Raw genomic sequence first — 21,691 nt, forward strand, 5'->3', positions numbered from 1 at the left:
GTTCATATAAGTAACAATAATAAAACTAAAAAAAATAGCAAACACACGATATACAGAAATTAATGAGACATAAAAACATAATTATCAATACATTATCATTATTGTCATTAATAATATATTCACAAAAAAGTTCCGCTCAATTTTTTGAAGACAGCCAGGCCCCTTTAAGCCAAAAATGGTATAAGATTGAAACGAAGAATTTTCAACTTATTTTCCCCGAGGAAATGAAGAGCAAGGCCCCTACCCTAGCTGACCAGGTTAACCGATCGCTGCGTACAACTTCCAGAAATTACAAAATAACACCGCGGAAAATTCCATTCATTATCCATAACACGAATCTACAAACGAATGGTTTTGTACAGCTGTCTCCACGTAAATCTGAACTGTACAGCACCGCCGGAGCAGAGCCAGACAATCAGACCTGGCTACCCAATTTGATCCTACACGAGTCAAGGCACGTAAGTCAATTTGACAAATTGACAGGAAAATTACGCGCCCCATTTTTTGAACAATTAGCCCTAGCCTACTATGGACTGACCGTCCCTTCTTGGTACTTCGAAGGGGATGCGACGCTAACTGAAACGATATATTCGGAGGGAGGAAGAGGAAGATTACCCGCTTTTGAAATGCCAATCAAAGCAAACTTTCAATCGAATCACAACTATAGTTTTAATAAATATTTACTGGGATCCTATAAAGATATTGTCCCAAGTTACTATACAATCGGCTATCTGATGACCTCCACTTTAAAATCAGAATTACCCTCGAATTATGAAGCCGACCTCTTTTCAGAGCTTAACAAAAAACCGCTATACCCCTATAATATCAATCGCGTTTTAAAGAAAAAAATAGGTGGAAATAGTGCCTATTTATACAACAAAACAATAGCAAATTTAGATGCCATATGGAATAAAAAAACAAGCGATTATCAATACCAGAAGTACACAGAAATAAACAAAAAAAACAACAATTATTACAACAGTAATTTATTGCCGAAACACAAGAATGGTCTGATCTATTTTATTAGACAGAATCCACAAAAGACCAATGCAATTTACACCTATGATGCGGTAACAAACACAGAAAATAGGCTCGTCAAAACCGGCATACAGTTGACGCCACACTTTGACGTAAACAGCAATTACATCTTATGGGATGAGCTTCATAAAGATCCGCGTTTCAACAAGAGAACATACAGCGTCATCAATATCATGAATCTCAAAACAGGGAAAATTAACCAGCTCAGTAAACAGACGAGATATTATTCACCTATTTTTAGCCCACTAGACGAAACCATCGCCTGTGTTGAGGTAGATTTATCCAACGACAGCTATCTGACGCTTATAAGCCTTAAAAACAACAGTATCATCAAACGGATTAAAATAGGCAATGCCGAACAGCTCCAACACCCAGCTTTCAACTCCCAAGGAGATAAAATAATAGGTATACGATTGTCCCAATATGGAACCGCATTGTGTGAAATTGACCTGAATAATAACAAAATCACCAACTTAACACCATGGGGTAACCAACAATATGAAAGACCGCAATACCTTTCAGGTATGAAAATTATCACAAAAGCTAACTTCAATGGTATCGATAACATTTACAGCATCGACCTCTTATCTGGCAAAAAACAGCTTTTGACAAAGGCACAGTTTGGCGCGTTCAACCCTTTTTACGACAAGGATACAAGACAATTATTCTTCAACGACTACCAGTACAATGGCTACAAGATTGCCCAAACACCTATAGATACAGCATTTGATATCGCTCCAGAAACGGATTATTTTTCCCATTATTACGCCACGGCATTGACCAGAGACAGTGTAAAAAATATCGCTTCAGTCTCAGTAGATACTAGTCAGCACTACCAAATTGTTCCCTATCGTGGACTAGGTAGAACCTTCAATTTTCATAGTCTTTCGCTAAGTAGCAGCAATTTTGAAAGCTTCGACAATTTTAAGCCCGGAGTTTTCTGGTTATCAAACAACATCTTAAACACCACACAAATTGCACTGGGATATGAATATGACACCGACATTCGAAAAGGAGTATACTCGGCAGAACTGACCTATAACAAGTACCTCCCAAAATTCTCACTACGTTATGAAAACAGAGGGCAAATCGCAGCAGCAAGCATCCCTAATAAACCAGACAGTAGCATCCGTTTCGACTGGCGCGAGCATTATATATCCTCACAGATCTCTATCCCACTCTCCTTTTACAGAAGAGACTACGTCTATTCCACTGGATTCAACCTGGCAACAGCCTATCTAAGACGCTATGATCTTAGCCGAACAGATGTCAAAAACTTTAATTACGAGACTGCATTTCCATTAACATACCAGCTTTACCTTAATCGCAATGCGCGTATGGCCAACATGGATCTCTACCCAAGATGGGGGCAAAATTTTAGCATCACCTATCGGCATACTCCATTCGAAAACAATGCAAAAGGTGAAATTCTATCGGCAAGAACAGTATTTTATCTACCTGGATTCATGAGCAATCACGGCTTTCAAATCAGACTGAGCGCTCAAACAGGATCAGGAATTTATCAATATATCAACGATATCCCTTTAGTGAGTGGATTTAGCTACTACAAATATGAAAAAATAAAAAACACGGTATTGGTCAACTATCGTTTCCCCATAGCTTATCCCGACCTTGGATTAGGATCCTTAGCTTATATTAAACGTGTAAAAGGAGGAATATTTGCCGATTATCAAAACATTCACAAACACAGGGAGATTTCACCAAAAAGTTTTGGAGCCTATCTCTCGCTTGATTTCAATGCTTTCAGATACCCACTTCCAGATTTCGAATTCGTCGTTAAAGGCACCTATATCAATGACAACACAACAACGCAACGCATAGTTCCAACATTCAGTTTAAACTACACCTATTAAAGATGAATCGCCCAGTTAAAATTCAGTGCCAAAGCATAATGATCCGATAAGGGCAGCCCTTTAATATTGGTGAATAGGTTATTTTCTATATTATAATCCCGGGCAGTAAGACTTACGTGACTGCTGCTCCGATAAAGAATCTTATCGATAGATTCGCTCTGATTGCCGATAGACAACATATGTGGAGGCTTAAACTCATGTCGCACCTCTGGCACTAAGCCTCCATTTTCGAGCTCAACCCAGCTATCAACCAATGTTGTGGAATCCATAAAATCATGCAGGTTATCATCACAAAAACTATAATGTGCATTAAAATCGCCCATTACAATAAGAGGCCTATCACTCGAATGCTCTCCGATATAATCACGTAGCTGATTGAGATTATCCCGACGTGCACTTGAAGCTTTCCTGCTATTTTGCGCATTCGCATGAACGTTATAAACATCCAACCAGACTTCAGGAACGATTTCTATCTGAACTAGGGTAAAGCCTTTCGGTGTTAGAAAATCTGCTCCCGTACGTTTCTTCCAAGGCACGCGAACAACATCGGTCATTGGAAAATGAGACAAGGTATTGAGACCATCACCAAAGGGAACGCGCCCTTTTGTTCTTGTGCGATATGGATGTAAATTCCCGCCCCAATATAAACTTCTATTATAATTGAAATCCTCCTGTACATTAACAATATCAAAAGGATTGATCTTCTTTCCAATTTCAGCAATACTTCTACTTCTGCCTGTAATCGCAGAAGAAATAATCCCGGGCAACCCCGCTACATTATACGTCAGTACCGAAAAAAAACCAGAATTACCTTTTTCTTTACTCTTATTAGCATCCATCAATATCTGCATATATAACCCATGTCATGATAAATTTAGCAAATACAATAAAAACTCACCAGTACTACACAAACATTTAACAGATAATTGATTTAATCTGACATTACATCAATAGTTTAGTACACAATACAGATCTTTTTTAATAAAAAAGGGACAACCTATTGTTGTCCCTTTCTAAAAATTTGATTTATATTAATCTTCAAGTGCCTTCACACCTGGAAGAACTCTTCCTTCCATGTATTCCAAAAGTGCACCACCACCTGTACTGACGTAACTTACATCTTCAGTCATACCAAATTTACTTACCGCAGCAGCAGAATCACCACCCCCTATTAAAGAGAATGCGCCATTCTTCGTTGCTTCAACAACAGCATCAGCTACAGCTTTGGTACCCTTCGCAAAAGTATCAAATTCAAAAACACCCATCGGACCATTCCAAAGAACCGTTTTAGAATTTTTGATGATCGCAGCGAAATTTGCTGCAGACTCCTGACCGATATCAAGACCTTGCAAATCTGCCGGAATTTGATCATTTGGCCCATCATATACATTAGCATCGTTTGAAAATGCATCTGCAATCTGAGCATCCGTAGGAATAACCAGGTTTACACCTTTTTCCTTCGCTTTTTTCACCAACTCATTCGCTAAATCAAGTTTATCGATTTCAACCAATGACTTACCAATTTCGCCCCCTCTAGCTTTGATGAACGTATAAGCCATACCTCCACCGATCAAAAGATTATCAACTTTATCCAATAAGGCCTCAATCAACTGAATTTTATCAGAAACTTTTGCCCCCCCCATAATAGCAGTAAAAGGTCTAACCGGATTGTTTAATACTTTTTCTGCATTTCCAACTTCTGCTGCCATCAAGTAACCGCTATATTTAGCTCCTGGGAAAAATTGCGCAACAATTGCTGTCGAAGCATGAGCCCTGTGCGCTGTGCCGAAAGCATCGTTTACATACACATCACCTAATTTGGACAACTTTTCTGCAAATCCAACATCTCCTTTTTCTTCTTCTTTATAGAAACGAAGGTTTTCAAGCAATAAAACCTGACCAGCCTGTAGCGCTGCAGCCTTTTCTACGGCCTCTGTGCCGATACAATCATTGGCAAACTGAACATCAGTACCTAAAACCTGTGAAAGATGAGCAACAATATGTTTTAATGAATACTTATCAGTAGGACCATCTTTTGGCCTTCCTAAATGGGACATCAATATCACGCTTCCACCATCACTCAAAATCTTCTTTATTGTTGGAGCCGCTCCCTGGATACGATTATCATCCGTAATATTGAAATTTTCATCCAAAGGCACGTTGAAATCCACGCGTACCAAGGCTTTTTTACCTGCAAAATTTAAATCGTCTACTGTTTTCATTGTGTAACTTTATTGATTTGGGATTAGGTCGTTTTGTCAAACGAACAGCTAAATATAAAAAAAAGCATTTGCTTTCATTAGAAATAATTATTTATTAACAGCAATTCTTACCTTGCATAAATCTTCTCATGACACAAAGTAAGAATTGCCTACATCGTTATAAACCATAATAACCTAGAGTCATACAACGATTGAATTTTCTTTACGAGGCGATTACTAATGAATCTCAACGCTATAAGGCAATCTCGCCTGCACACCCGTCTGTGCAGTAGCTTTTCTCATGACATCAAAATAACGATAATATTCACCCATTTGTTCTTTTGCTACCCAAACTTGAACTTTTTCTTTTGAATTATTCAATATTGAGGTAAAAGGATCTTCTTTCTCTGGATACTGGGACACTTTATATTTACTCAAGTTTGCCTTTTTAGCGGCAGCCTGAATAGCCGCATCCAAGTTCCCCAGACGATCAACCAATTTATTATTCACTCCTTGTGCACCAGTCCAAACTCTTCCTTGTCCAATACTATCAACATCAGCAATGGATAATTTACGGCCGTCTGCAACAACTTTCGTAAATGTACCATATACTTTATTAACTTCTCGCTGGATGATGTCTCTTTCTTCGGCTGTCAACGGTCGATCAAAAGAAGTCATCAAATCGGCAAACTTACCCGTTTTTACACCATCGTAATGTACTCCAATCTTATTGTTCATCAGATTCTGGAAATTAGGAATCACGCCAAATACGCCAATTGATCCCGTAATCGTGGTTGGCTCAGCAAATATCGAATCGGCTGCCGCCGAGATATAATACCCTCCTGATGCAGCTAAATCTCCCATGGAAACGATGACAGGTTTAACTTTCTTGGTCAAGATAACCTCCCGCCAAATAATATCTGACGCTAAAGCAGATCCACCGGGTGAATTGACACGTAAAACAACAGCTTTAACCGCATCATCTTCTCTTAATTTTCGTAGTTCGCGGGAGAATTTATCACCGCCAATTTGGCCAGGTCCAGTTCCTTCACCGTCAACAATTTCTCCAGCAGCATAAAGAACCGCGACTTCAGATCCACTCGCATCGTCTTTTACCTTTTTATTATAATCCAGTAGGGAAACAAACGATATTTCATCTTTTTCCGAAATTTTCAAACGCTTTCTCAGATCTGACAAAAGTTCGTCTTTATACAGCTTGGCATCCGCAAGCTTATATTTTACCGCATCGTCCGCATCCCGAACACGATAGTCATTCGCTATAGCCCGTAATGAATCGGCAGCAATATTTCTGCTCGCCGCTATTTCATTGATAAAAGTACCGTATATACTTCCCAAATATGATGTTACCTGTAAGCGATTGGGATCACTCATTTTATTCAAAAAGTAAGGTTCAACAGCACTTTTAAATGTACCCACCTTCACAATCTGCATCTCTACCCCAACCTTATCCAAGAGGTCCTTATAGAACATCGTAGAACTTGCCAAACCTCTAAAATCAATCGTCCCTTGTGGATTAACATACACCTTATCAGCGGTGCTCGCTACATAATAGGCCTTTTGGTCATACCCGGCATTATAAGCAACAACAAATTTCCCGGTTTTCTTAAAGGCCAAAAGTTCGTCCCTTACTTCCTTTAAGCTCGCAAAACCAACACCGATATGACTAGCATCTAAATAGATCCCTTTAATATTCCCATCCGTAGCTGCATACTTGATCCTCGCCAAAATATCGTCTAGCCCAATATTTTTGGTAGAATAGCCTGGAAGATTGAGACTACCCAAAGGATTAGCTTCACTTCTCTCTGTAATATCATAATCAAAAGATAGGTATAAAACCGAGTTGCTTTTAACAACAATCTCCTGATCAGAGGACGCCGAGCTGATGATCGCCCCAATAATTCCCATCAAAACAATAAACAACACAACAAAAGAGATCACAATCCCCGTAATTGTTGCCAGTACGTACTTAAAAAATGATTTCATATTTTGTAATTAAATCCGATCCATAACCTATCTTCCAGTGGAAAGACTTATTTTTCACTAAAGGTAACGCAATATTTTTTATTCACCCAGTCTTTTATTTCAACTACAACATATTTTTTTCCACGAAATTAGGGCTTCTGGCCGACGGAAATTCACTTTTTCACCTACAATTAATACCCGCATTTCTTCCCATTAAAATCAACAAAAGCTTAATTTAGCATTATGAATAAGATTTATATACTTTTGGGCACTAACCTTGGAGACCGTTTTCAACAGCTTAATCTAGCAAGAAAACAACTTGAAACACACGTTGGAGCAATTATTGAAGCATCGTCGATCTATGAAACAGCGGCTTGGGGAGTTGAAGACCAACCGGCCTTTTTGAATCAGGTCGTTTTAGTAACGTCCGAGTTACAGCCTTTGGCATGCTTAAATCTAACACAACATATCGAACAAGAATTAGGACGTATACGTTTCAAAAAATGGGGAGAAAGAGTAATTGACATCGACCTTCTCTACTTTAACCAGGAAATCATCGACTTGCCCTCACTGCAGATTCCACACCCTTACATCGCCGAACGGAGGTTCACGCTCGAACCATTAGTAGAAATAGCCCCTGGCTATATCCACCCCGTTTACAAAAAAAATAACGTATATTTATTGGATAAATGCACAGACGACTTACCTGTAAAGAAAATTAGCGACGATGAACCATATCGACATTGAACTGATCCGCCAAAACATGTTTGACAACCACGAATTAATCAAACAATTTGTATCCATGTATCTTATTCAAACACCTGTAGATCTCGACAAGCTCCGACAAGCGCTGGCTGAAGGTGATCTTCAAAAGATTGGTGATACAGCCCATCATATCAAACCGACAATGGACTATATCGGTGCCTTTCACTTAAAAGAAAAATTTGAGGAATTAGAGGCCAATGCAAAAAATGAGGAATCTCTCGAGGGGCTTCAAGCCACCTTTGATATTATAGATATCGAAATGAAAGAGCTCCTTTTTGAATTGGAACAATATGAAAAAACGATCTAAACCAGATCGTTTTTTTTATTGAAATGCAATGCCGACAATAGGAAATATAAAACTAAAATAATCGGTAAAGCCATAAATTGACCAACAACAAACAAGATCAGCGTCAAGATCAAAAATATAAAGCGAAACTTATTCGTTTTCCAGTCCATCGAACTAAATTTCATCGAAAACAACCTAATTTCACTCACCAAAAGATAACTGGTTAGAAGAATACTAACGAGTAATACAATCGGATTTAAAACCAATTGCGGATACTTGTCTGCTATATAAGGCAATGAAAGCACATAAAATGTATTCATTGGCGTATTCAAACCAATGAAATCAGAAGTTTGACGCTCATCCAGGTTGAACTTTGCTAAACGTAAGGCTGAGAAAACAGTAATGATATACCCTAAATAAGGCAACAGAGAGCCATCAGGAAATACCTTTGTCAATAAGGTAAACATGATTGTCCCAGGTAAAAAACCAAAACTGACCATATCGGCCAACGAATCAAGCTCCTTTCCGATTGGCGATTTAACATGAAGAAGCCGCGCCACCATTCCGTCAAAAAAATCGAATATCCCGGACGCAAAGACACAAATAGTAACCACTTGAATATTGCCTTGCAATGCCATCAATACAGCGATACAGCCACTAAATAAATTTAGGCAAGTCAGTAGATTTGGGATATGTTTTTTCATTTACAGGATCTATTTTATAAAAAAAGCCATCATTCGATTAAAAATGATGGCTAAAATATCAAAATTTGATGGGATTACCCATTCATACTGATCAAAAATTCTTCATTTGATTTAGTTCCACGCAATTGACCTTGTAAAAATTCCATGGCCTCTGTAGAATTCATATCAGATAGGTGGTTACGAAGTACCCAAATACGTTGTAATGTATCTTTGTCAGTCAATAGATCATCGCGACGTGTACTGGAAGCTGTGATATCGATCGCAGGGAAGATACGTTTGTTAGCCAACTTACGATCCAACTGTAATTCCATATTACCTGTACCTTTGAATTCTTCAAAGATAACTTCATCCATTTTAGAACCTGTATCTGTTAATGCTGTTGCTAAAATTGTCAATGAACCACCGTTTTCGATATTCCGGGCAGCACCAAAGAAACGTTTTGGCTTATGTAAAGCGTTAGCGTCCACACCACCTGACAAAATTTTACCTGACGCAGGCGCAACCGTGTTATATGCACGAGCCAATCTTGTGATTGAGTCTAACAAAATAACGACATCATGTCCACACTCTACCATACGTTTCGCTTTCTCAAGCACGATATTCGCGATTTTCACGTGGCGGTCAGCTGGCTCATCAAATGTCGAAGAAACAACTTCAGCGCGTACGCTTCTCGCCATATCAGTAACCTCCTCAGGACGCTCATCGATTAATAAGATAATCAAATAAACTTCTGGGTGATTCTTTGCAATAGCATTTGCAACCTCTTTTAACAAGTTTGTTTTACCCGTTTTCGGTTGAGCAACGATTAATCCACGTTGGCCTTTACCTATAGGCGTAAATAAATCCATGATGCGCGTAGAGTAATTTCCAACGCCCATATCCAAATTTAAACGCTCATCAGGGAACAATGGTGTCAAATAATCAAATGGCACACGGTCACGAACCTCAGCAGGATTTTGCCCATTGATAGCCTCAACCCGTACCAAAGGGAAGTATTTTTCACCCTCTTTAGGTGGACGGATACAACCACGTACCGTATCTCCCGTTTTCAAACCAAATAATTTGATCTGAGATTGTGATACATAAATATCATCAGGAGAAGTCAAATAGTTATAATCTGATGAACGTAAGAAGCCATAACCATCAGGCATGATCTCCAATACACCCTCATTAACGATCACATTATCGAAATCTGTACTTGAAGAAGTGTTTTCTGCTTTAGGAGTTTGTGTTGCTTTTTCAGGTTGGGGACCTTTATCTGCTGATGGAGCATCTTCGGTTACAACCGGAGTTTCGTCATGCTCAGAAACCTCACGTTTTCTTACCGTGACAGGTTCCGCTGTTTTTACAGTCCGGACACGTTTACGTGTACGTTCAGCATGTTCCTGATTATCTTCCTCTACTTTAGCTGCGTTTTCAGCTGGCGCTGGAGCTGCTTCCTCTTCCCCACCAGTATTGCTAATTCTTTCGATTAATTCTTGTTTACGCAATTTATCAGCATCTGCGATACCGATCAATTTAGCAATCTCGCGCAATTCCGATACGAGTTTAGCGTTTAATTCGTTAATATCCATTAATGTGTTGTGTATGATTTTTGGATTTTTTTTTGAGCTTTTTTCTGAATTCTGATTACACACTTAAACAAGTTTCCATGATTAAGTGTGATGAAGAACTTAATGATTTCTTTTAAACCCGAAGTGGATTAAATATTGAGAACCTAGACAAAGAAAAAAACAAATTTTGTTATTTCAAAATATTTCAAAAAAAATATTTACTATTGTAGCTAGTAAAACGATTTAACAACATTTTTAGATTGAATTTTATATTTTTTTTCATAAGTTCGTACCTTTCAAAATTTAAGTTTTTAGATCCCTTATATGGAACAGCAACAAACTAAAACCAATTACCCCGCACTCTACACATTGATTATTGTGTTTTTCTTTTGGGGGTTCATTGCGGCAGGGAACAGTGTTTTTATACCGTTCTGCAAAAATTACTTTCATTTAGACCAGTTTCAATCCCAGTTAATAGACTTTGCTTTTTATACAGCCTATTATATTGGTGCATTGTTACTATTTATTTTCAGTTCAATCGGAGGAAAGGACCTGGTTGGAAAATGGGGATATAAAAAGAGTATCGTTTACGGTTTACTTTTCTCGGCCTTGGGTGCAGCAGCCATGATTGTTGCTGTCGAAGTAAATTTGTATGTTGGTATGTTGTTGGGACTATTCGTTGTAGCCCTTGGTTTTTCATTACAACAAACTGCAGCAAATCCATTTGCCGTTTTATTGGGCGATCCAAAAACGGGTGCTTCCCGCGTGAACCTAGGCGGTGGTATCAACTCATTTGGTACAACAATAGGACCTCTTGTTATCGGATTTTCCTTATTCGGAACTTTTGAACCTATTTCTGACTCCGAGATCGCCAACCTTCCTCTAAACAAGGTTGTGTATCTTTACATAGGTGTTGGTCTATTGTTCCTGCTTGCTGCAGCATTATTTAATTTCAGTAAAAAAGTTCCTGCTGGCATTAGTGATGAACCGATGGAAAAGGCTAATAAAGCTTTACGTACATTGATCATTATGACCGTACTACTTTTTGGTATGTTCACACCAGTTTTTTTAAGCTACAAGAGTGACTTAGCCTTGCAGGTAGAGCAGTTACACAAACAGGTTTCAAGTTTAACGGATCAGGTTCAGATTGACCAACTCAAATTGCACATTAAAGAAGTTGCCAAACCACTCGAAATGCAACGTATGTTATGGTTGGCTGGAGCATTGGTCGTTGTCATCGGTGGTTTATTGTTCTCCAATAAGAGCGCGCAAAAAAATCCAGAAGGCTGGGGTGCGATGAAATATCCACAATTGGCTTTGGGTATGCTCGCCCTATTTATCTATGTCGGTATCGAAGTTGCTATCGGTAGTAACCTCGGCGAATTATTGACATTGAAGGAATTTGGTCACTTGCAATCATCGCAAATTACACCTTATGTATCCATGTATTGGGGGAGTATGATGATTGGTCGTTGGGCCGGTGCAATTACAGCCTTTAACTTGAGTAAATCGGCTAAAAATGGATTATTGATTATCGTTCCTCTGATTGCATTCTCCATTATCATCGGAGTCAATACGCTTGCAGGATTTGAAATGTCGCATCTCTATTATTACGTAGTATGTATTCTTCTTCAGATTGTAGCATTCTACCTAAGTAAAGAAAAACCTGCTCGTACATTGATTATTTTCGGATTATTTGGAATCATCGCGATGTTAATTGGCCTATTCTCATCGGGTACTATTGCAATCTATGCTTTCTTATCAGGCGGTCTTGCTTGTTCAATTATGTGGTCTTCGATTTTCAGTTTATCCATTGTAGGTTTAGGTAAATATACAGCTCAAGGTTCGGCATTTCTTGTCATGATGATTCTTGGTGGTGGTGTTCTTCCTCCGATTCAAGGAAAATTAGCGGATATTATCGGCATTCATAATTCGTATATTCTACCATTAATCGGATTCTGTTATGTTGTTTTCTTTGCGATATTTGTTAAGGGAATATTAACAAAACAAGGAATCAATATTGACGAAATAGAGGCTGAAGGGGGACATTAACACCCCTCACTAATTGTAAATAGTACACTATTTAAACAATTTTATTACACAGCTCAAAAACTGGCTTAACAATATCGTTAAGCCAGTTTTTTTATATGGTCACCAAAGTACAAAAATTTATTTTTTGAAAAATACGTGGATAAATTATGATATTTAAAATTAAAAAATGTATTTTCGGGGAATTGATTAATGAATTGATTACTCATTTTATAACGATAAACACAATTAAAACTACTCAATAATGATAATCATTGCTGACGGGGGATCAACAAAAACAAACTGGTGTTTGTTAGACGATTCGAATAAAAAAATCTACTTCAACACAGAAGGATATAACCCTTATTTTGTTGATAGTGAATACATTGTAAACTCCCTAAAAAAAGGACTACCGCAAGATTTACCTTTTGAAAAAATCTCAGAAGTAAACTATTATGGTGCAGGTGTTCATAACAAGGAAAAAGCACAAATTGTAGTTGATGCCTTAAAACAAGTATTTACGACAGCTGAAGTTGAAGTAGGACACGATCTTCTTGCAGCAGCAAGAGCATTATTAGGAACTCAAGCCGGATTCGCTGCGATCTTAGGAACAGGAACAAACTCTTGTCTCTACGACGGCAAAGAAATCACATTAAACATCGACTCAGGTGCTTACATTTTAGGTGATGAAGGTTCTGGTAGTTATATCGGTAAAAAATTACTGGCAGATTATGTTCGTAATTTGATGCCTAAAGATGTTAAAGAGGTATTCTATAACACGTATAAAATGACAAAAGATGAAATTATGGACGCGGTTTATACCAAACCTATGCCAAATCGTTTCTGTGCTAGCTTTAGCAAATTTGTCTATGACAACAATGTAAATATCGAATACACACGCAATATCGTTGATGAAGCTTTTGAAGCATTTTTCAGAAACCTTGTTAGCAAATACCCTAATTATCAAAGTTATACTTTCAACTGTATCGGTTCAGTAGGTTATAATTTCAGAAATGTATTAGCTGAAAAAGCTGAGCAATATGGAATGAAAGTAGGTAAGATCTTACGTTCCCCTATTGACGATTTAGTACAATTCCACATCGATAGAGCGGCAGCAACTGCCAAATAAAAAAGAAAAATAATCTTTAACATAATGAAAGGTGTTCAATAAAATTGGATACCTTTTTTTGTGGCCCTTACCCCACTCCATTGTCTTTCTGATCGTCTCCTCAACGAAAATTTCCTGCTAATATTAATTTCCAATAAACTAATTCATACCGTTTTACAAGATATTTTAATGATTTAATAACAGGAATTTCATCGGTACAAAATAAAAGTATCTTTTTTTTGTAAAAGAAGATAACAGATTTATTGAATGAAAAATCGTGGCATACAATAACACAAAAAACGGTAAAATAGATCGTTCATGATCGATTCATTTCAGACAAATCCGTCAAAGGTGAAATATAGTCCTCAACAGACGGACAGACAACAAAATCAACAAAGGTTGATAAATCTTTGTAGACATAGATGAATAAACAAATTTATTGCAAATGAAAAGAAGCCTTGATATACTTGTAATCTCAGATTTACACCTAGGTACCTACGGTAGTAGAGCTAAAGAGCTTTTACTTTACCTAGAGTCCGTATCTCCCAAAATACTGATACTCAATGGAGACATCGTAGACATTTGGCAATTTAAAAAAAGCTATTTCCCACAGGAACATCTCAAAGTCATCAAAAAGATTATTGACATGAGCTCTTCTGGTACAGAAGTGCATTACATCACGGGCAACCACGATGAAATGTTGCGCAAATTTACCGATCTAAAATTAGGTAATATCAAGCTGAGCAATAAACTACTTCTCTCACTCAATAATCAAAAAGTGTGGATCTTTCATGGGGATGTTTTCGACGCATCCATTCATCATTCTAAATGGTTGGCCAAACTGGGTGGATGGGGATATGACAAATTAATCCAGCTCAATAATATCATTAATTATTGCCTGGATAAAATGGGTAAGGAGAAATACTCTCTTTCTAAAAAGATCAAAAACTCTGTTAAAAAGGCCGTCAAGTATATATCGGATTTTGAACATACAGCTACTGAACTAGCGATTGAAAAAAATTACGATTTCGTTATCTGTGGACACATCCATCAACCTCAAATCAAAGAAGTTATTACCCGAAAAGGAACCTGCACCTATATGAACTCAGGGGACTGGATTGAAAATCTCAGTAGTTTAGAATATAAAAATGGGGAATGGAAGCTGTTCTACTTTGAAGAAAACAAAGAACAAATCCTGAAGAATAAAATCATCGATATCCCTCTTTTCAGCCTGGAAGATCTTAAAAAGATTGTCATATCTTAATGGACACAACGCAGATCTGCATAAAATCAGGAAAACAATACAACAAAAAGCCGAGCTAGCTCGGCTTTTTGTTGTATTGTTTATAACTCAAATGTCGAACCGATTTCCGGCAATGACAATGAAATATCCTCATTTTGGAATTTATCCAAAGCTTGTTGTTTATCGATCGTTATTGGCGGAAATGAATCGTAATGGATACCAACTACCCGAGCACAATTCACAAATTCAGCGGCTTTAATTGCATCATCCACGTCCATTGTATAATGCCCACCAATAGGCAAAAATGCCCAATCCAGCTTCATGTCTGCCAGCAATTTCATTTCCATGGTTAACGCAGTGTCTCCAGCAAAATAAATTCGCTTGCCTTTTACATTAAAGACAAAACCTACAGGAAACCCACCGTATTGACCATCAGGTGTACTATTGGTATGTGCGGCATATACCATCTTTACCGAACCAAAAGGCAGTTGAACTGTTCCGCCCAAGTTAAACTCGATAACTTTATCGTCAGGCACTCCCTGTCTTCTCACCCAGCCTGCAGTTTCAACAATCGCTAAAACAGTGGCACCGCTGTTTTTTTGAATCGTCGCCATATCTGCTACATGGTCCTGATGCCCGTGACTTAAAAAGATATAATCCGGTTTAATTGTATTTACATCGATTTCTTTTGCAAGTGGATTATAGCTTACAAATGGATCTAAAAGAACCTTCGTGCCGTCAAAATCAAACTCCACACAAGATTGTCCGTAATAAGTCGCTTTCATGATAATATTGCTATTGATTAAATAATCCGCCTAGTCCTCCTAGTCCACCCAACATATCCTTGCTTGCTGCTTGCATTTCAGCCTGGCTGATATTCTCAGCTTGAGCAATTGCCTTATTCAGAGCAACCACAAGCAACTCCTCCAATTCTTCTTGATCTGCGTTTGATAAAAATATAGGATCGATGGTAACCTCTTTTATCTCTTTATTTGCTGTCGCTATCACACGGATTAAACCACCTTCCGCTTCACCAGACACAGAAATTGAATCCAATCTTTTTTTGATTTCCTCCGCCTTTTGCTGGGCTTGAAATAATTTGTCAAACATATTTATATCATTTATTTGATGCCAATTTACAAAAATCTGTGCATACCTACTATTGCTAATTTACTTTCGCTAATGCTTCCCTTTTATTTCTGAAAGTGTCTGATCTTATTGGCCAAAAAGAACCTTCAGTTCGCTTTCATTGCTCTTGGTGTCTGCGAAGTCAGGAAGGTTTTGTATTTTTGCAACATGCAAAGCAATCAAGAAAAACTAGTCGCCCATATTTTGGACCAGTTGGACCTAAATCCGGCAGCTATTCCAGCTGAAACCTACGACACATTGATTTCAGATCGCCCTCAACTTGTCGACATCGATGATATGGTCTCCTATATCAAACGTATCGGGACTGATCTCGATGCCATCGATAAAACAGTTGAACTGGTTGAAAAAATTGAAGACGAAACAAGTATTCTAATCCATAAGCTTAAGTTTATTTCGGCTACTGACAGGCCCAAGGTATTGGTACTGGACCAAATACAGCCCCTTGAAATAAACCGTTCTGCCTATCTGCAGGAAGCCATAAAAATTGCAGGTGGTATTCCAGTTACGACAGAAAATGAAGCCGATAAAATCATTGTCATCGGTCATGGGGAACAGACATTTATCCAAATCCCACAATTGTTGAATACGGCAGCTATCGCATCATCCAAAGCTATCGAGCTAGATCAAGTCTTTATTATGACCAGTGAACAATTTGCAAAGATTCCCGGATACAATTACTTGAGCGAACTCGAATCCTTAGCCGAAATTCTTCAGCCAAAGTATTTTGTATATGGTCATGAAGGGAACGATTGGCTACAATTTCAACTAAGCTAAAAAACCAAAAATATCGGCATAAAAAAACAGCTCCAGTAGAACAAGAGCTGTTTTTTTTATGTTTTATGATTTTAGTTATATCTTCTGCGCAGGACGTCGTATAATTTTTCAACGGTATGCGGCTTATCTGCCCATTTATTTTTAATAGCATAATTTGTCTGCAAAAATGCGTCCGCTTCTGCGTAGCTTGTAAACCTATTCAATAATTCGACAGCCTCACTATACGCTAAACTATACCCATTAAACAAATCCTTAATAAATAAGAGTTTGTCATTTAAGCTTATCCCTGCTTTAATATCCGTGAGTTTATCGGTATGTCCAGATTGATTCACCTGATAAACACGATTCTGCACGCCGGCTTGTTTCTGTTGAGAGATAATTTCATTTAAGGTCAATGGTCTTGCTGGAGCTTCCTCAATGACCGTATTGATTTCTTCCTGAATAAAAACTTCTTGCGGCTGTTCGATAACGACTTCTTTTGGTTCTTCGATTACTTCTGTAACGAAGACAGTCGGTTCTTCGACTTGCTCAGTGACGTCCTTTTCTGCCTGATAAGCTAATTCCTCCACTGGGGCAGCTGCAAAAACCGGGGGAATTGCAGCAACTGGAGGAATGACAGGTTCAACAATTTCAGGACTAGGTTCCTCCGATTTTGCAGGTTCACTTTCAGAAACAAATGGGACTTCTTTTTCCGCCACGATAGTTTCTTCATTTACCACAATGCTTTCTTCATTTCCACGGCTGAAATCTTCAACTGGCTGAGCGTCTTGAACCTCTTTTTGAGGCTGTTCAGCAACAACTTGTTGCGCTGATGTTCTAATGGTAGAAGGTGGGGTAAAATAATCGTTGAAAGCAATCTTCTTACTGTCCAAGGCAGCAGTACTTAAAGCATGCTGCGATTGACCTTCCTGAAGAACAGCCTTGGTCTTTAGTAAAGTTATGTATGCTGCCACAGCCTGTGCTTTCGCTTCCAGTGTTACTAATTCGTTAATTTCGGACAAACTCCCCTGCTCTGACAAGCTTAGATACTGTCCATTTAAATCCTGTAATAAATCGCCTATCTTATTAAAAATTTCCTCTTTAGTACCCATAATTCTATTTGAAATCACCAATTAATCATTTATAATACTTATACCTTCAACCGACCGAAAAGTGGAAAACTCAATCCTTTGATTTAGAAATATTTGGATTTACGTTCACTTTTTTGCTACCCAAATTTAATATTTAATTCTGATATTAGCAGTGTCAAAAACAGAATATAATGGGAGGTCATTTTACAAAAATCACCTTATTTGCAGACCTTCCGACAAAATTAAATTAATCAAATGCTTTTTTCCGAACATAATTTGGCTTTGCGCCCCGCTCAATATGGTAGCATTGAAATTGTCTGTGGCTCGATGTTCTCAGGCAAGACAGAAGAATTGATTCGCAGGCTAAAACGAGCACAATATGCACGTCTGAATGTCGAAATCTTTAAACCATCTGTTGACAAACGATACGATGAAAAGTTGGTCGTTTCTCACGATAGTAATAGCATCCCGTCAACACCCGTTGATCATTCTTCAGCGATCCTACTCTTAAGCTCATCTACCCAAGTTGTCGGAATCGATGAAGCACAATTTTTTGATGACGGTTTGACAGAGGTGTGTGTCAAATTGGCAAACAGTGGTATTCGGGTAATTGTTGCCGGGCTCGATATGGATTTTCAAGGGCAACCATTTGGCCCAATTCCCAATCTAATGGCAGTAGCCGAACACGTTACGAAAGTACATGCGGTTTGCATGCAATGTGGCGCTCCAGCGAATTATTCCTATCGCCTGACCAAGGATACGGAAACCGTACTTTTAGGTGAAAAAGACGCTTATGAACCACGTTGTAGACCCTGTTATTTCCACTTGAATAAATAGCCTGATCAAAAAAGTCAACTAAAAATCTGCCAAAAGTGCTATAAACACTATTTGGCATAGGATTTGAAATATACTTTATAAATAAGAAGATTAGCGCTATTAATAGCGACAAAATACTTTTCATAATTTAGGTTTATAATTGGTTAGTTAGCACCTCCTTGCCCATCAAGGAGGTGTTTTTTTTAACAAAAAAAAGAACGCTGCTCTCTTTGACTGAGAACAGCGTTCTTTTTTTGATCAACTCCTATATACAAGGTTTAAGGCTGAACACCGTAGTTTATTACCTTACGGCCGATATTCCCTGTTTGATCCATTCCCTCGACGATTACCTTGTAATTTCCATTTCCGTCGGCATTATAAAACTGAATGGCAGCCTCCCCGGTCTCTGTGATCGAGACTTTCGGATTCCAGTAAATGGTCGTTCTCAAATCGTTTGCAGCCTTTCTTTCCGGCGTATCATATTTTGGAACATAGAATTTCCGCTCTTTAATATACCCCAATGGATACATATCGATTACATTTGATTTAGGCAATAAGCTTTCAATCTCACTCAATGACATCCGTGGTTTCTTCGCTTCCACTTTCTTCGTATAGATTGACACAACACCATTATTTTGATACATTCTGGAGACTGTACCCAATTCATCACGTAAGAAGATTTCGATACCTTCGATATCCGCGACATTGATGCTATTCAATCCGGGCTCATCAATAGCCATACCGTTCAGAAAGAATTGAACAGGTGTACGCCCACCCGCATTATAATCACGAGAAACATAATATTTCAATGTCTGTGGATCATAAGTAATGCCCGTCAATACCGTTTGAAGACACATGGTCAACACGTTACAACCGGTCAAACGTTCGGGTTCAATACGGTGTTCCGGCATGGACAGCCCCGAAATAGAAGGAAAATCTTTATTGGTGATTACTTTCTTCACTACCGCCGTCACTTCGACCTCATCCAAGAGAATCGATTTTCGATATTCTTTTCGGCTATTCGCCAAATAAGGAGCAAAAGCTTGGTCTATATTAGGTACAAAATAACTCTTATAACCATTATTCTTATCGATCTCGGGGTAAAAGCTCTGGTCCATATTAATAACCAAGCTTCGGTAATTGTCATTCGATCGGGCATTAACCGTTACTTTGGACGAATCCGGGAACACAAGATCTTTAAATGTGAATCGTCCATTTTGATCCGTATAAACGTCCTTCTTAATATTACGGGAAGGTACCGATAAAAGTAACCCACCATTTGGATAAGGACGTCCCGTATTCATCCGAAGTATACCTGACAATTCGATTCCTTGCTCAGGAAGAAAACTAATCTGCGGCAACTTCTCCGATATAAGCGTCGGGTAGTCAAATCGACGATAGCCCTGCGTCATTAATAAAGCATCCAAAGCTTTATCCCGGTTGGGATTTTTTTCATCAAAATATGAATTTGGGTTCTCTACATTTCCTTTGAGGTCCGAAGTCAACAAAAAGTTGCTCACAATCGATAGATCTGCCTGATCATTATAAGGAACTTTGGATTCGTCTATTACAGCTACTGAATAGCTTCCTGGGAACTTCTGTCCATTGTTGTCTACAGCAAGTTTAAGATTGACCAAGTCTTTGGCCTTATAACTTTGCTTATCGCTCGTAACCTGAATATTTAAAAGCTTTTCACTTTGAACAAATGCCAGACGCTCACTGAGAGGCTTTCCATCAGGACTCAATAAAGTTACCTGGACAATACCATTTGGTAAACGCTCTTTCGGAATATTGACCAATGCTGATGAAGATTTTAAATTCACTTGCGCGCCAAAACAGAGATGTCCATTCGACTGAACCAAAACATAATAGGATTGCCCCTGGTTTTTTGAAAAATTCTCTTCACTGGTTACCACGGCAAACTCAGCATTTGTGGCATCCTGTTTTACAAAAACAACATTTGCCTTATCATTGACAACAGCCGGCAATTTGTATTTGCGTTCCTGTCCATTCTCAAACTTCACAACTGCTTGATAATTTTCTCCTGCGAGCGGTAGAAGAGAAAAATAGCCCATTCCATTTCCGAAGTCCGCAAACTCTGCTACAGATTTACCCTTAGAATCTAAAATAATTCCTTTTACCTTTAGACCCTTTCCATCGGATCCGAGGGCTTTAAATGCCACTTTTTTTGCCAATCCGGCGATAATATCTCCCCCTTCAGGAAAGAATTGCACATCCGCATCCCATAAGGCATTTTTTAGCAAGAAAGAACTAGACAAAGGTTTTTCATTTTTATTCTCTTGAATGCTAATCTTCAATTGTCCCTTCTCCAAATTTGCTTTTTCCTTCGCAGACAAATTTATCGTTACTTTCCCTAGACCATCAGTCTCACCTTTACCCTTGTCGAACGTTTCCCATCCCGAGACAAACTCCCAATTGATTTTTGAATTGATCATCGGCTTTCCCGTACGATCGCGGAACTGTATGACAGCTTGGGTTTTATTGCCACCAATGTTATTTTGAAATTCAATGTTCGTAATCAATTTCTTATTGATAACATCACCGATTGGCACCACCTTATTAAAAAAATAGGCATTATCAAAGTTGGCCATCCATTTTGTGTAACCTCTAAATCGATAATTGTCCTGAGACATAAATTGAGGATCAAGTACAATCTGCCCATTTCCTACCCCTTTATCCAATGGAATTTTTAATGTCTGAATCAGGGAATCACGACTGTTCAATACTTCCACATAAGCTATTTTACTCGGCTCATATTCGGCCAAATTGCGGGATAAATAAGTCGAAAACCAGAGGGTATCCCCCACCGCATAATATGGCTTATCGAAATGTAAATGTACCTTTTCAACTGGGTAGACCTGAAAATATTTCTGAACTCGTTCTACGATCGTATTAATAGGCAACGTAGGTGTAGTCTGGGCATAAGTGGTCCCCATTCCTAACAGTCCTATCGATAAAGTCAATAGTTTTATGTGCTTCATTGAAAGTCTTAGAATAAAAAATGAATAGCTAAATATATTCAATTTTGAGCAAAGACCAACCCTATTGGGGTATTTTTAACATTTATTATACCTATTC

Annotated in this window: 17 protein-coding genes; 8 read left to right on the forward strand and 9 right to left on the reverse strand. The window is 38.3% G+C overall.

The genetic code is table 11. From position 1 onward, the window contains the following. The first annotated feature begins 224 nt into the window (after positions 1 to 224). Positions 225 to 2,912 carry a hypothetical protein gene (locus GVK91_RS12435; protein ID WP_235032908.1) on the forward strand — a complete coding sequence of 896 codons (2,688 nt, stop codon included), beginning with the start codon at positions 225 to 227 and terminating at the stop codon, positions 2,910 to 2,912. Here GVK91_RS12435 and GVK91_RS12440 read toward each other — a convergent pair. From GVK91_RS12440 to sppA, 3 genes are all read right to left on the reverse strand, one after another. Beyond that, complete coding sequence (locus GVK91_RS12440) at positions 2,909 to 3,763, reverse strand: endonuclease/exonuclease/phosphatase family protein (RefSeq protein ID WP_159729063.1); 855 nt, start codon at positions 3,761 to 3,763, stop codon at positions 2,909 to 2,911. The two genes, GVK91_RS12435 and GVK91_RS12440, sit on opposite strands and share 4 nt — an antisense overlap. Before the next feature lie 180 nt (positions 3,764 to 3,943). After that, positions 3,944 to 5,134 carry a phosphoglycerate kinase gene (gene pgk, locus GVK91_RS12445; protein WP_153846118.1) on the reverse strand — a complete coding sequence of 397 codons (1,191 nt, stop codon included), beginning with the start codon at positions 5,132 to 5,134 and terminating at the stop codon, positions 3,944 to 3,946. Positions 5,135 to 5,350: 216 nt separating this feature from the next. Next, positions 5,351 to 7,117: a signal peptide peptidase SppA gene (gene sppA / locus GVK91_RS12450; protein ID WP_159729065.1), complete on the reverse strand. Its 1,767-nt coding sequence runs from the start codon at positions 7,115 to 7,117 to the stop codon at positions 5,351 to 5,353. Positions 7,118 to 7,339: 222 nt separating this feature from the next. On the opposite strand from sppA, the gene folK reads away from it, so the two are divergent. Next, positions 7,340 to 7,843: a 2-amino-4-hydroxy-6-hydroxymethyldihydropteridine diphosphokinase gene (gene folK / locus GVK91_RS12455; protein ID WP_153846116.1), complete on the forward strand. Its 504-nt coding sequence runs from the start codon at positions 7,340 to 7,342 to the stop codon at positions 7,841 to 7,843. Next, a complete protein-coding gene (locus GVK91_RS12460; protein ID WP_153846115.1) occupies positions 7,824 to 8,168 on the forward strand; it encodes an Hpt domain-containing protein in 345 nt (114 codons plus the stop codon). Before folK ends, GVK91_RS12460 begins: the two co-directional genes overlap by 20 nt. Here GVK91_RS12460 and pssA read toward each other — a convergent pair. Together pssA and rho are read right to left on the reverse strand one after the other, a co-directional pair. Further along, positions 8,165 to 8,851 (reverse strand): CDP-diacylglycerol--serine O-phosphatidyltransferase, encoded by a 687-nt coding sequence (gene pssA, locus GVK91_RS12465; RefSeq protein WP_153846114.1) that lies wholly within the window; start codon positions 8,849 to 8,851, stop codon positions 8,165 to 8,167. The two genes, GVK91_RS12460 and pssA, sit on opposite strands and share 4 nt — an antisense overlap. Before the next feature lie 74 nt (positions 8,852 to 8,925). Further along, positions 8,926 to 10,425: a transcription termination factor Rho gene (gene rho / locus GVK91_RS12470; RefSeq protein WP_153846113.1), complete on the reverse strand. Its 1,500-nt coding sequence runs from the start codon at positions 10,423 to 10,425 to the stop codon at positions 8,926 to 8,928. Between the two features lie 303 nt (positions 10,426 to 10,728). On the opposite strand from rho, the gene GVK91_RS12475 reads away from it, so the two are divergent. The 3 genes from GVK91_RS12475 to GVK91_RS12485 all read left to right on the forward strand — a co-directional run bounded on the left by GVK91_RS12475 (position 10,729) and on the right by GVK91_RS12485 (position 14,804). Continuing rightward, entirely contained in the window at positions 10,729 to 12,456 is a 1,728-nt protein-coding gene (locus GVK91_RS12475; protein WP_075991739.1) for an MFS transporter, read from the forward strand. 241 nt (positions 12,457 to 12,697) lie between these two features. Next, complete coding sequence (locus GVK91_RS12480) at positions 12,698 to 13,561, forward strand: N-acetylglucosamine kinase (RefSeq protein WP_046671899.1); 864 nt, start codon at positions 12,698 to 12,700, stop codon at positions 13,559 to 13,561. A 424-nt stretch (positions 13,562 to 13,985) separates the two neighbouring features. Continuing rightward, a complete protein-coding gene (locus GVK91_RS12485) occupies positions 13,986 to 14,804 on the forward strand; it encodes a UDP-2,3-diacylglucosamine diphosphatase (protein WP_046671898.1) in 819 nt (272 codons plus the stop codon). 80 nt (positions 14,805 to 14,884) lie between these two features. Here the strand turns inward: GVK91_RS12485 and GVK91_RS12490 are convergent, their stop codons facing one another. Together GVK91_RS12490 and GVK91_RS12495 are read right to left on the reverse strand one after the other, a co-directional pair. Beyond that, positions 14,885 to 15,568, reverse strand: a complete 684-nt coding sequence (locus GVK91_RS12490; protein ID WP_159729067.1) for a metal-dependent hydrolase — start codon at positions 15,566 to 15,568, stop codon at positions 14,885 to 14,887. Between the two features lie 10 nt (positions 15,569 to 15,578). Continuing rightward, complete coding sequence (locus GVK91_RS12495) at positions 15,579 to 15,893, reverse strand: YbaB/EbfC family nucleoid-associated protein (RefSeq protein ID WP_159729069.1); 315 nt, start codon at positions 15,891 to 15,893, stop codon at positions 15,579 to 15,581. Between the two features lie 186 nt (positions 15,894 to 16,079). On the opposite strand from GVK91_RS12495, the gene GVK91_RS12500 reads away from it, so the two are divergent. Further along, positions 16,080 to 16,706, forward strand: a complete 627-nt coding sequence (locus GVK91_RS12500) for a hypothetical protein (protein ID WP_159729071.1) — start codon at positions 16,080 to 16,082, stop codon at positions 16,704 to 16,706. A gap of 71 nt (positions 16,707 to 16,777) precedes the next feature. On the opposite strand, the gene GVK91_RS12505 is transcribed toward GVK91_RS12500, so the two are convergent. After that, on the reverse strand, positions 16,778 to 17,797 hold the full coding sequence (locus tag GVK91_RS12505; protein WP_159729073.1) for a hypothetical protein: 1,020 nt from the start codon (positions 17,795 to 17,797) through the stop codon (positions 16,778 to 16,780). 234 nt (positions 17,798 to 18,031) lie between these two features. Between GVK91_RS12505 and GVK91_RS12510 the strand changes: the two genes are divergently transcribed. Beyond that, positions 18,032 to 18,613, forward strand: a complete 582-nt coding sequence (locus GVK91_RS12510) for a thymidine kinase (protein ID WP_075991734.1) — start codon at positions 18,032 to 18,034, stop codon at positions 18,611 to 18,613. A 257-nt stretch (positions 18,614 to 18,870) separates the two neighbouring features. Here GVK91_RS12510 and GVK91_RS12515 read toward each other — a convergent pair whose 3' ends face one another. After that, on the reverse strand, positions 18,871 to 21,594 hold the full coding sequence (locus GVK91_RS12515) for a carboxypeptidase regulatory-like domain-containing protein (RefSeq protein WP_159729075.1): 2,724 nt from the start codon (positions 21,592 to 21,594) through the stop codon (positions 18,871 to 18,873). Positions 21,595 to 21,691 lie beyond the last annotated feature (97 nt).

The organism is Sphingobacterium sp. 18053 (genome assembly GCF_902706145.1).
Taxonomy (GTDB): domain Bacteria; phylum Bacteroidota; class Bacteroidia; order Sphingobacteriales; family Sphingobacteriaceae; genus Sphingobacterium; species Sphingobacterium paramultivorum.

Bases quoted from the DNA above. Each gene is read 5' to 3' on its own strand.
- GVK91_RS12435 (WP_235032908.1), top strand. From the start codon at position 225: ATGAAGAGCAAGGCCCCTACCCTAGCTGACCAGGTTAACCGATCGCTG.
- GVK91_RS12440 (WP_159729063.1), bottom strand. From the start codon at position 3,763: ATGCAGATATTGATGGATGCTAATAAGAGTAAAGAAAAAGGTAATTCT.
- pgk (WP_153846118.1), bottom strand. From the start codon at position 5,134: ATGAAAACAGTAGACGATTTAAATTTTGCAGGTAAAAAAGCCTTGGTA.
- sppA (WP_159729065.1), bottom strand. From the start codon at position 7,117: ATGAAATCATTTTTTAAGTACGTACTGGCAACAATTACGGGGATTGTG.
- folK (WP_153846116.1), top strand. From the start codon at position 7,340: ATGAATAAGATTTATATACTTTTGGGCACTAACCTTGGAGACCGTTTT.
- GVK91_RS12460 (WP_153846115.1), top strand. From the start codon at position 7,824: ATGAACCATATCGACATTGAACTGATCCGCCAAAACATGTTTGACAAC.
- pssA (WP_153846114.1), bottom strand. From the start codon at position 8,851: ATGAAAAAACATATCCCAAATCTACTGACTTGCCTAAATTTATTTAGT.
- rho (WP_153846113.1), bottom strand. From the start codon at position 10,425: ATGGATATTAACGAATTAAACGCTAAACTCGTATCGGAATTGCGCGAG.
- GVK91_RS12475 (WP_075991739.1), top strand. From the start codon at position 10,729: ATGGAACAGCAACAAACTAAAACCAATTACCCCGCACTCTACACATTG.
- GVK91_RS12480 (WP_046671899.1), top strand. From the start codon at position 12,698: ATGATAATCATTGCTGACGGGGGATCAACAAAAACAAACTGGTGTTTG.
- GVK91_RS12485 (WP_046671898.1), top strand. From the start codon at position 13,986: ATGAAAAGAAGCCTTGATATACTTGTAATCTCAGATTTACACCTAGGT.
- GVK91_RS12490 (WP_159729067.1), bottom strand. From the start codon at position 15,568: ATGAAAGCGACTTATTACGGACAATCTTGTGTGGAGTTTGATTTTGAC.
- GVK91_RS12495 (WP_159729069.1), bottom strand. From the start codon at position 15,893: ATGTTTGACAAATTATTTCAAGCCCAGCAAAAGGCGGAGGAAATCAAA.
- GVK91_RS12500 (WP_159729071.1), top strand. From the start codon at position 16,080: ATGCAAAGCAATCAAGAAAAACTAGTCGCCCATATTTTGGACCAGTTG.
- GVK91_RS12505 (WP_159729073.1), bottom strand. From the start codon at position 17,797: ATGGGTACTAAAGAGGAAATTTTTAATAAGATAGGCGATTTATTACAG.
- GVK91_RS12510 (WP_075991734.1), top strand. From the start codon at position 18,032: ATGCTTTTTTCCGAACATAATTTGGCTTTGCGCCCCGCTCAATATGGT.
- GVK91_RS12515 (WP_159729075.1), bottom strand. From the start codon at position 21,594: ATGAAGCACATAAAACTATTGACTTTATCGATAGGACTGTTAGGAATG.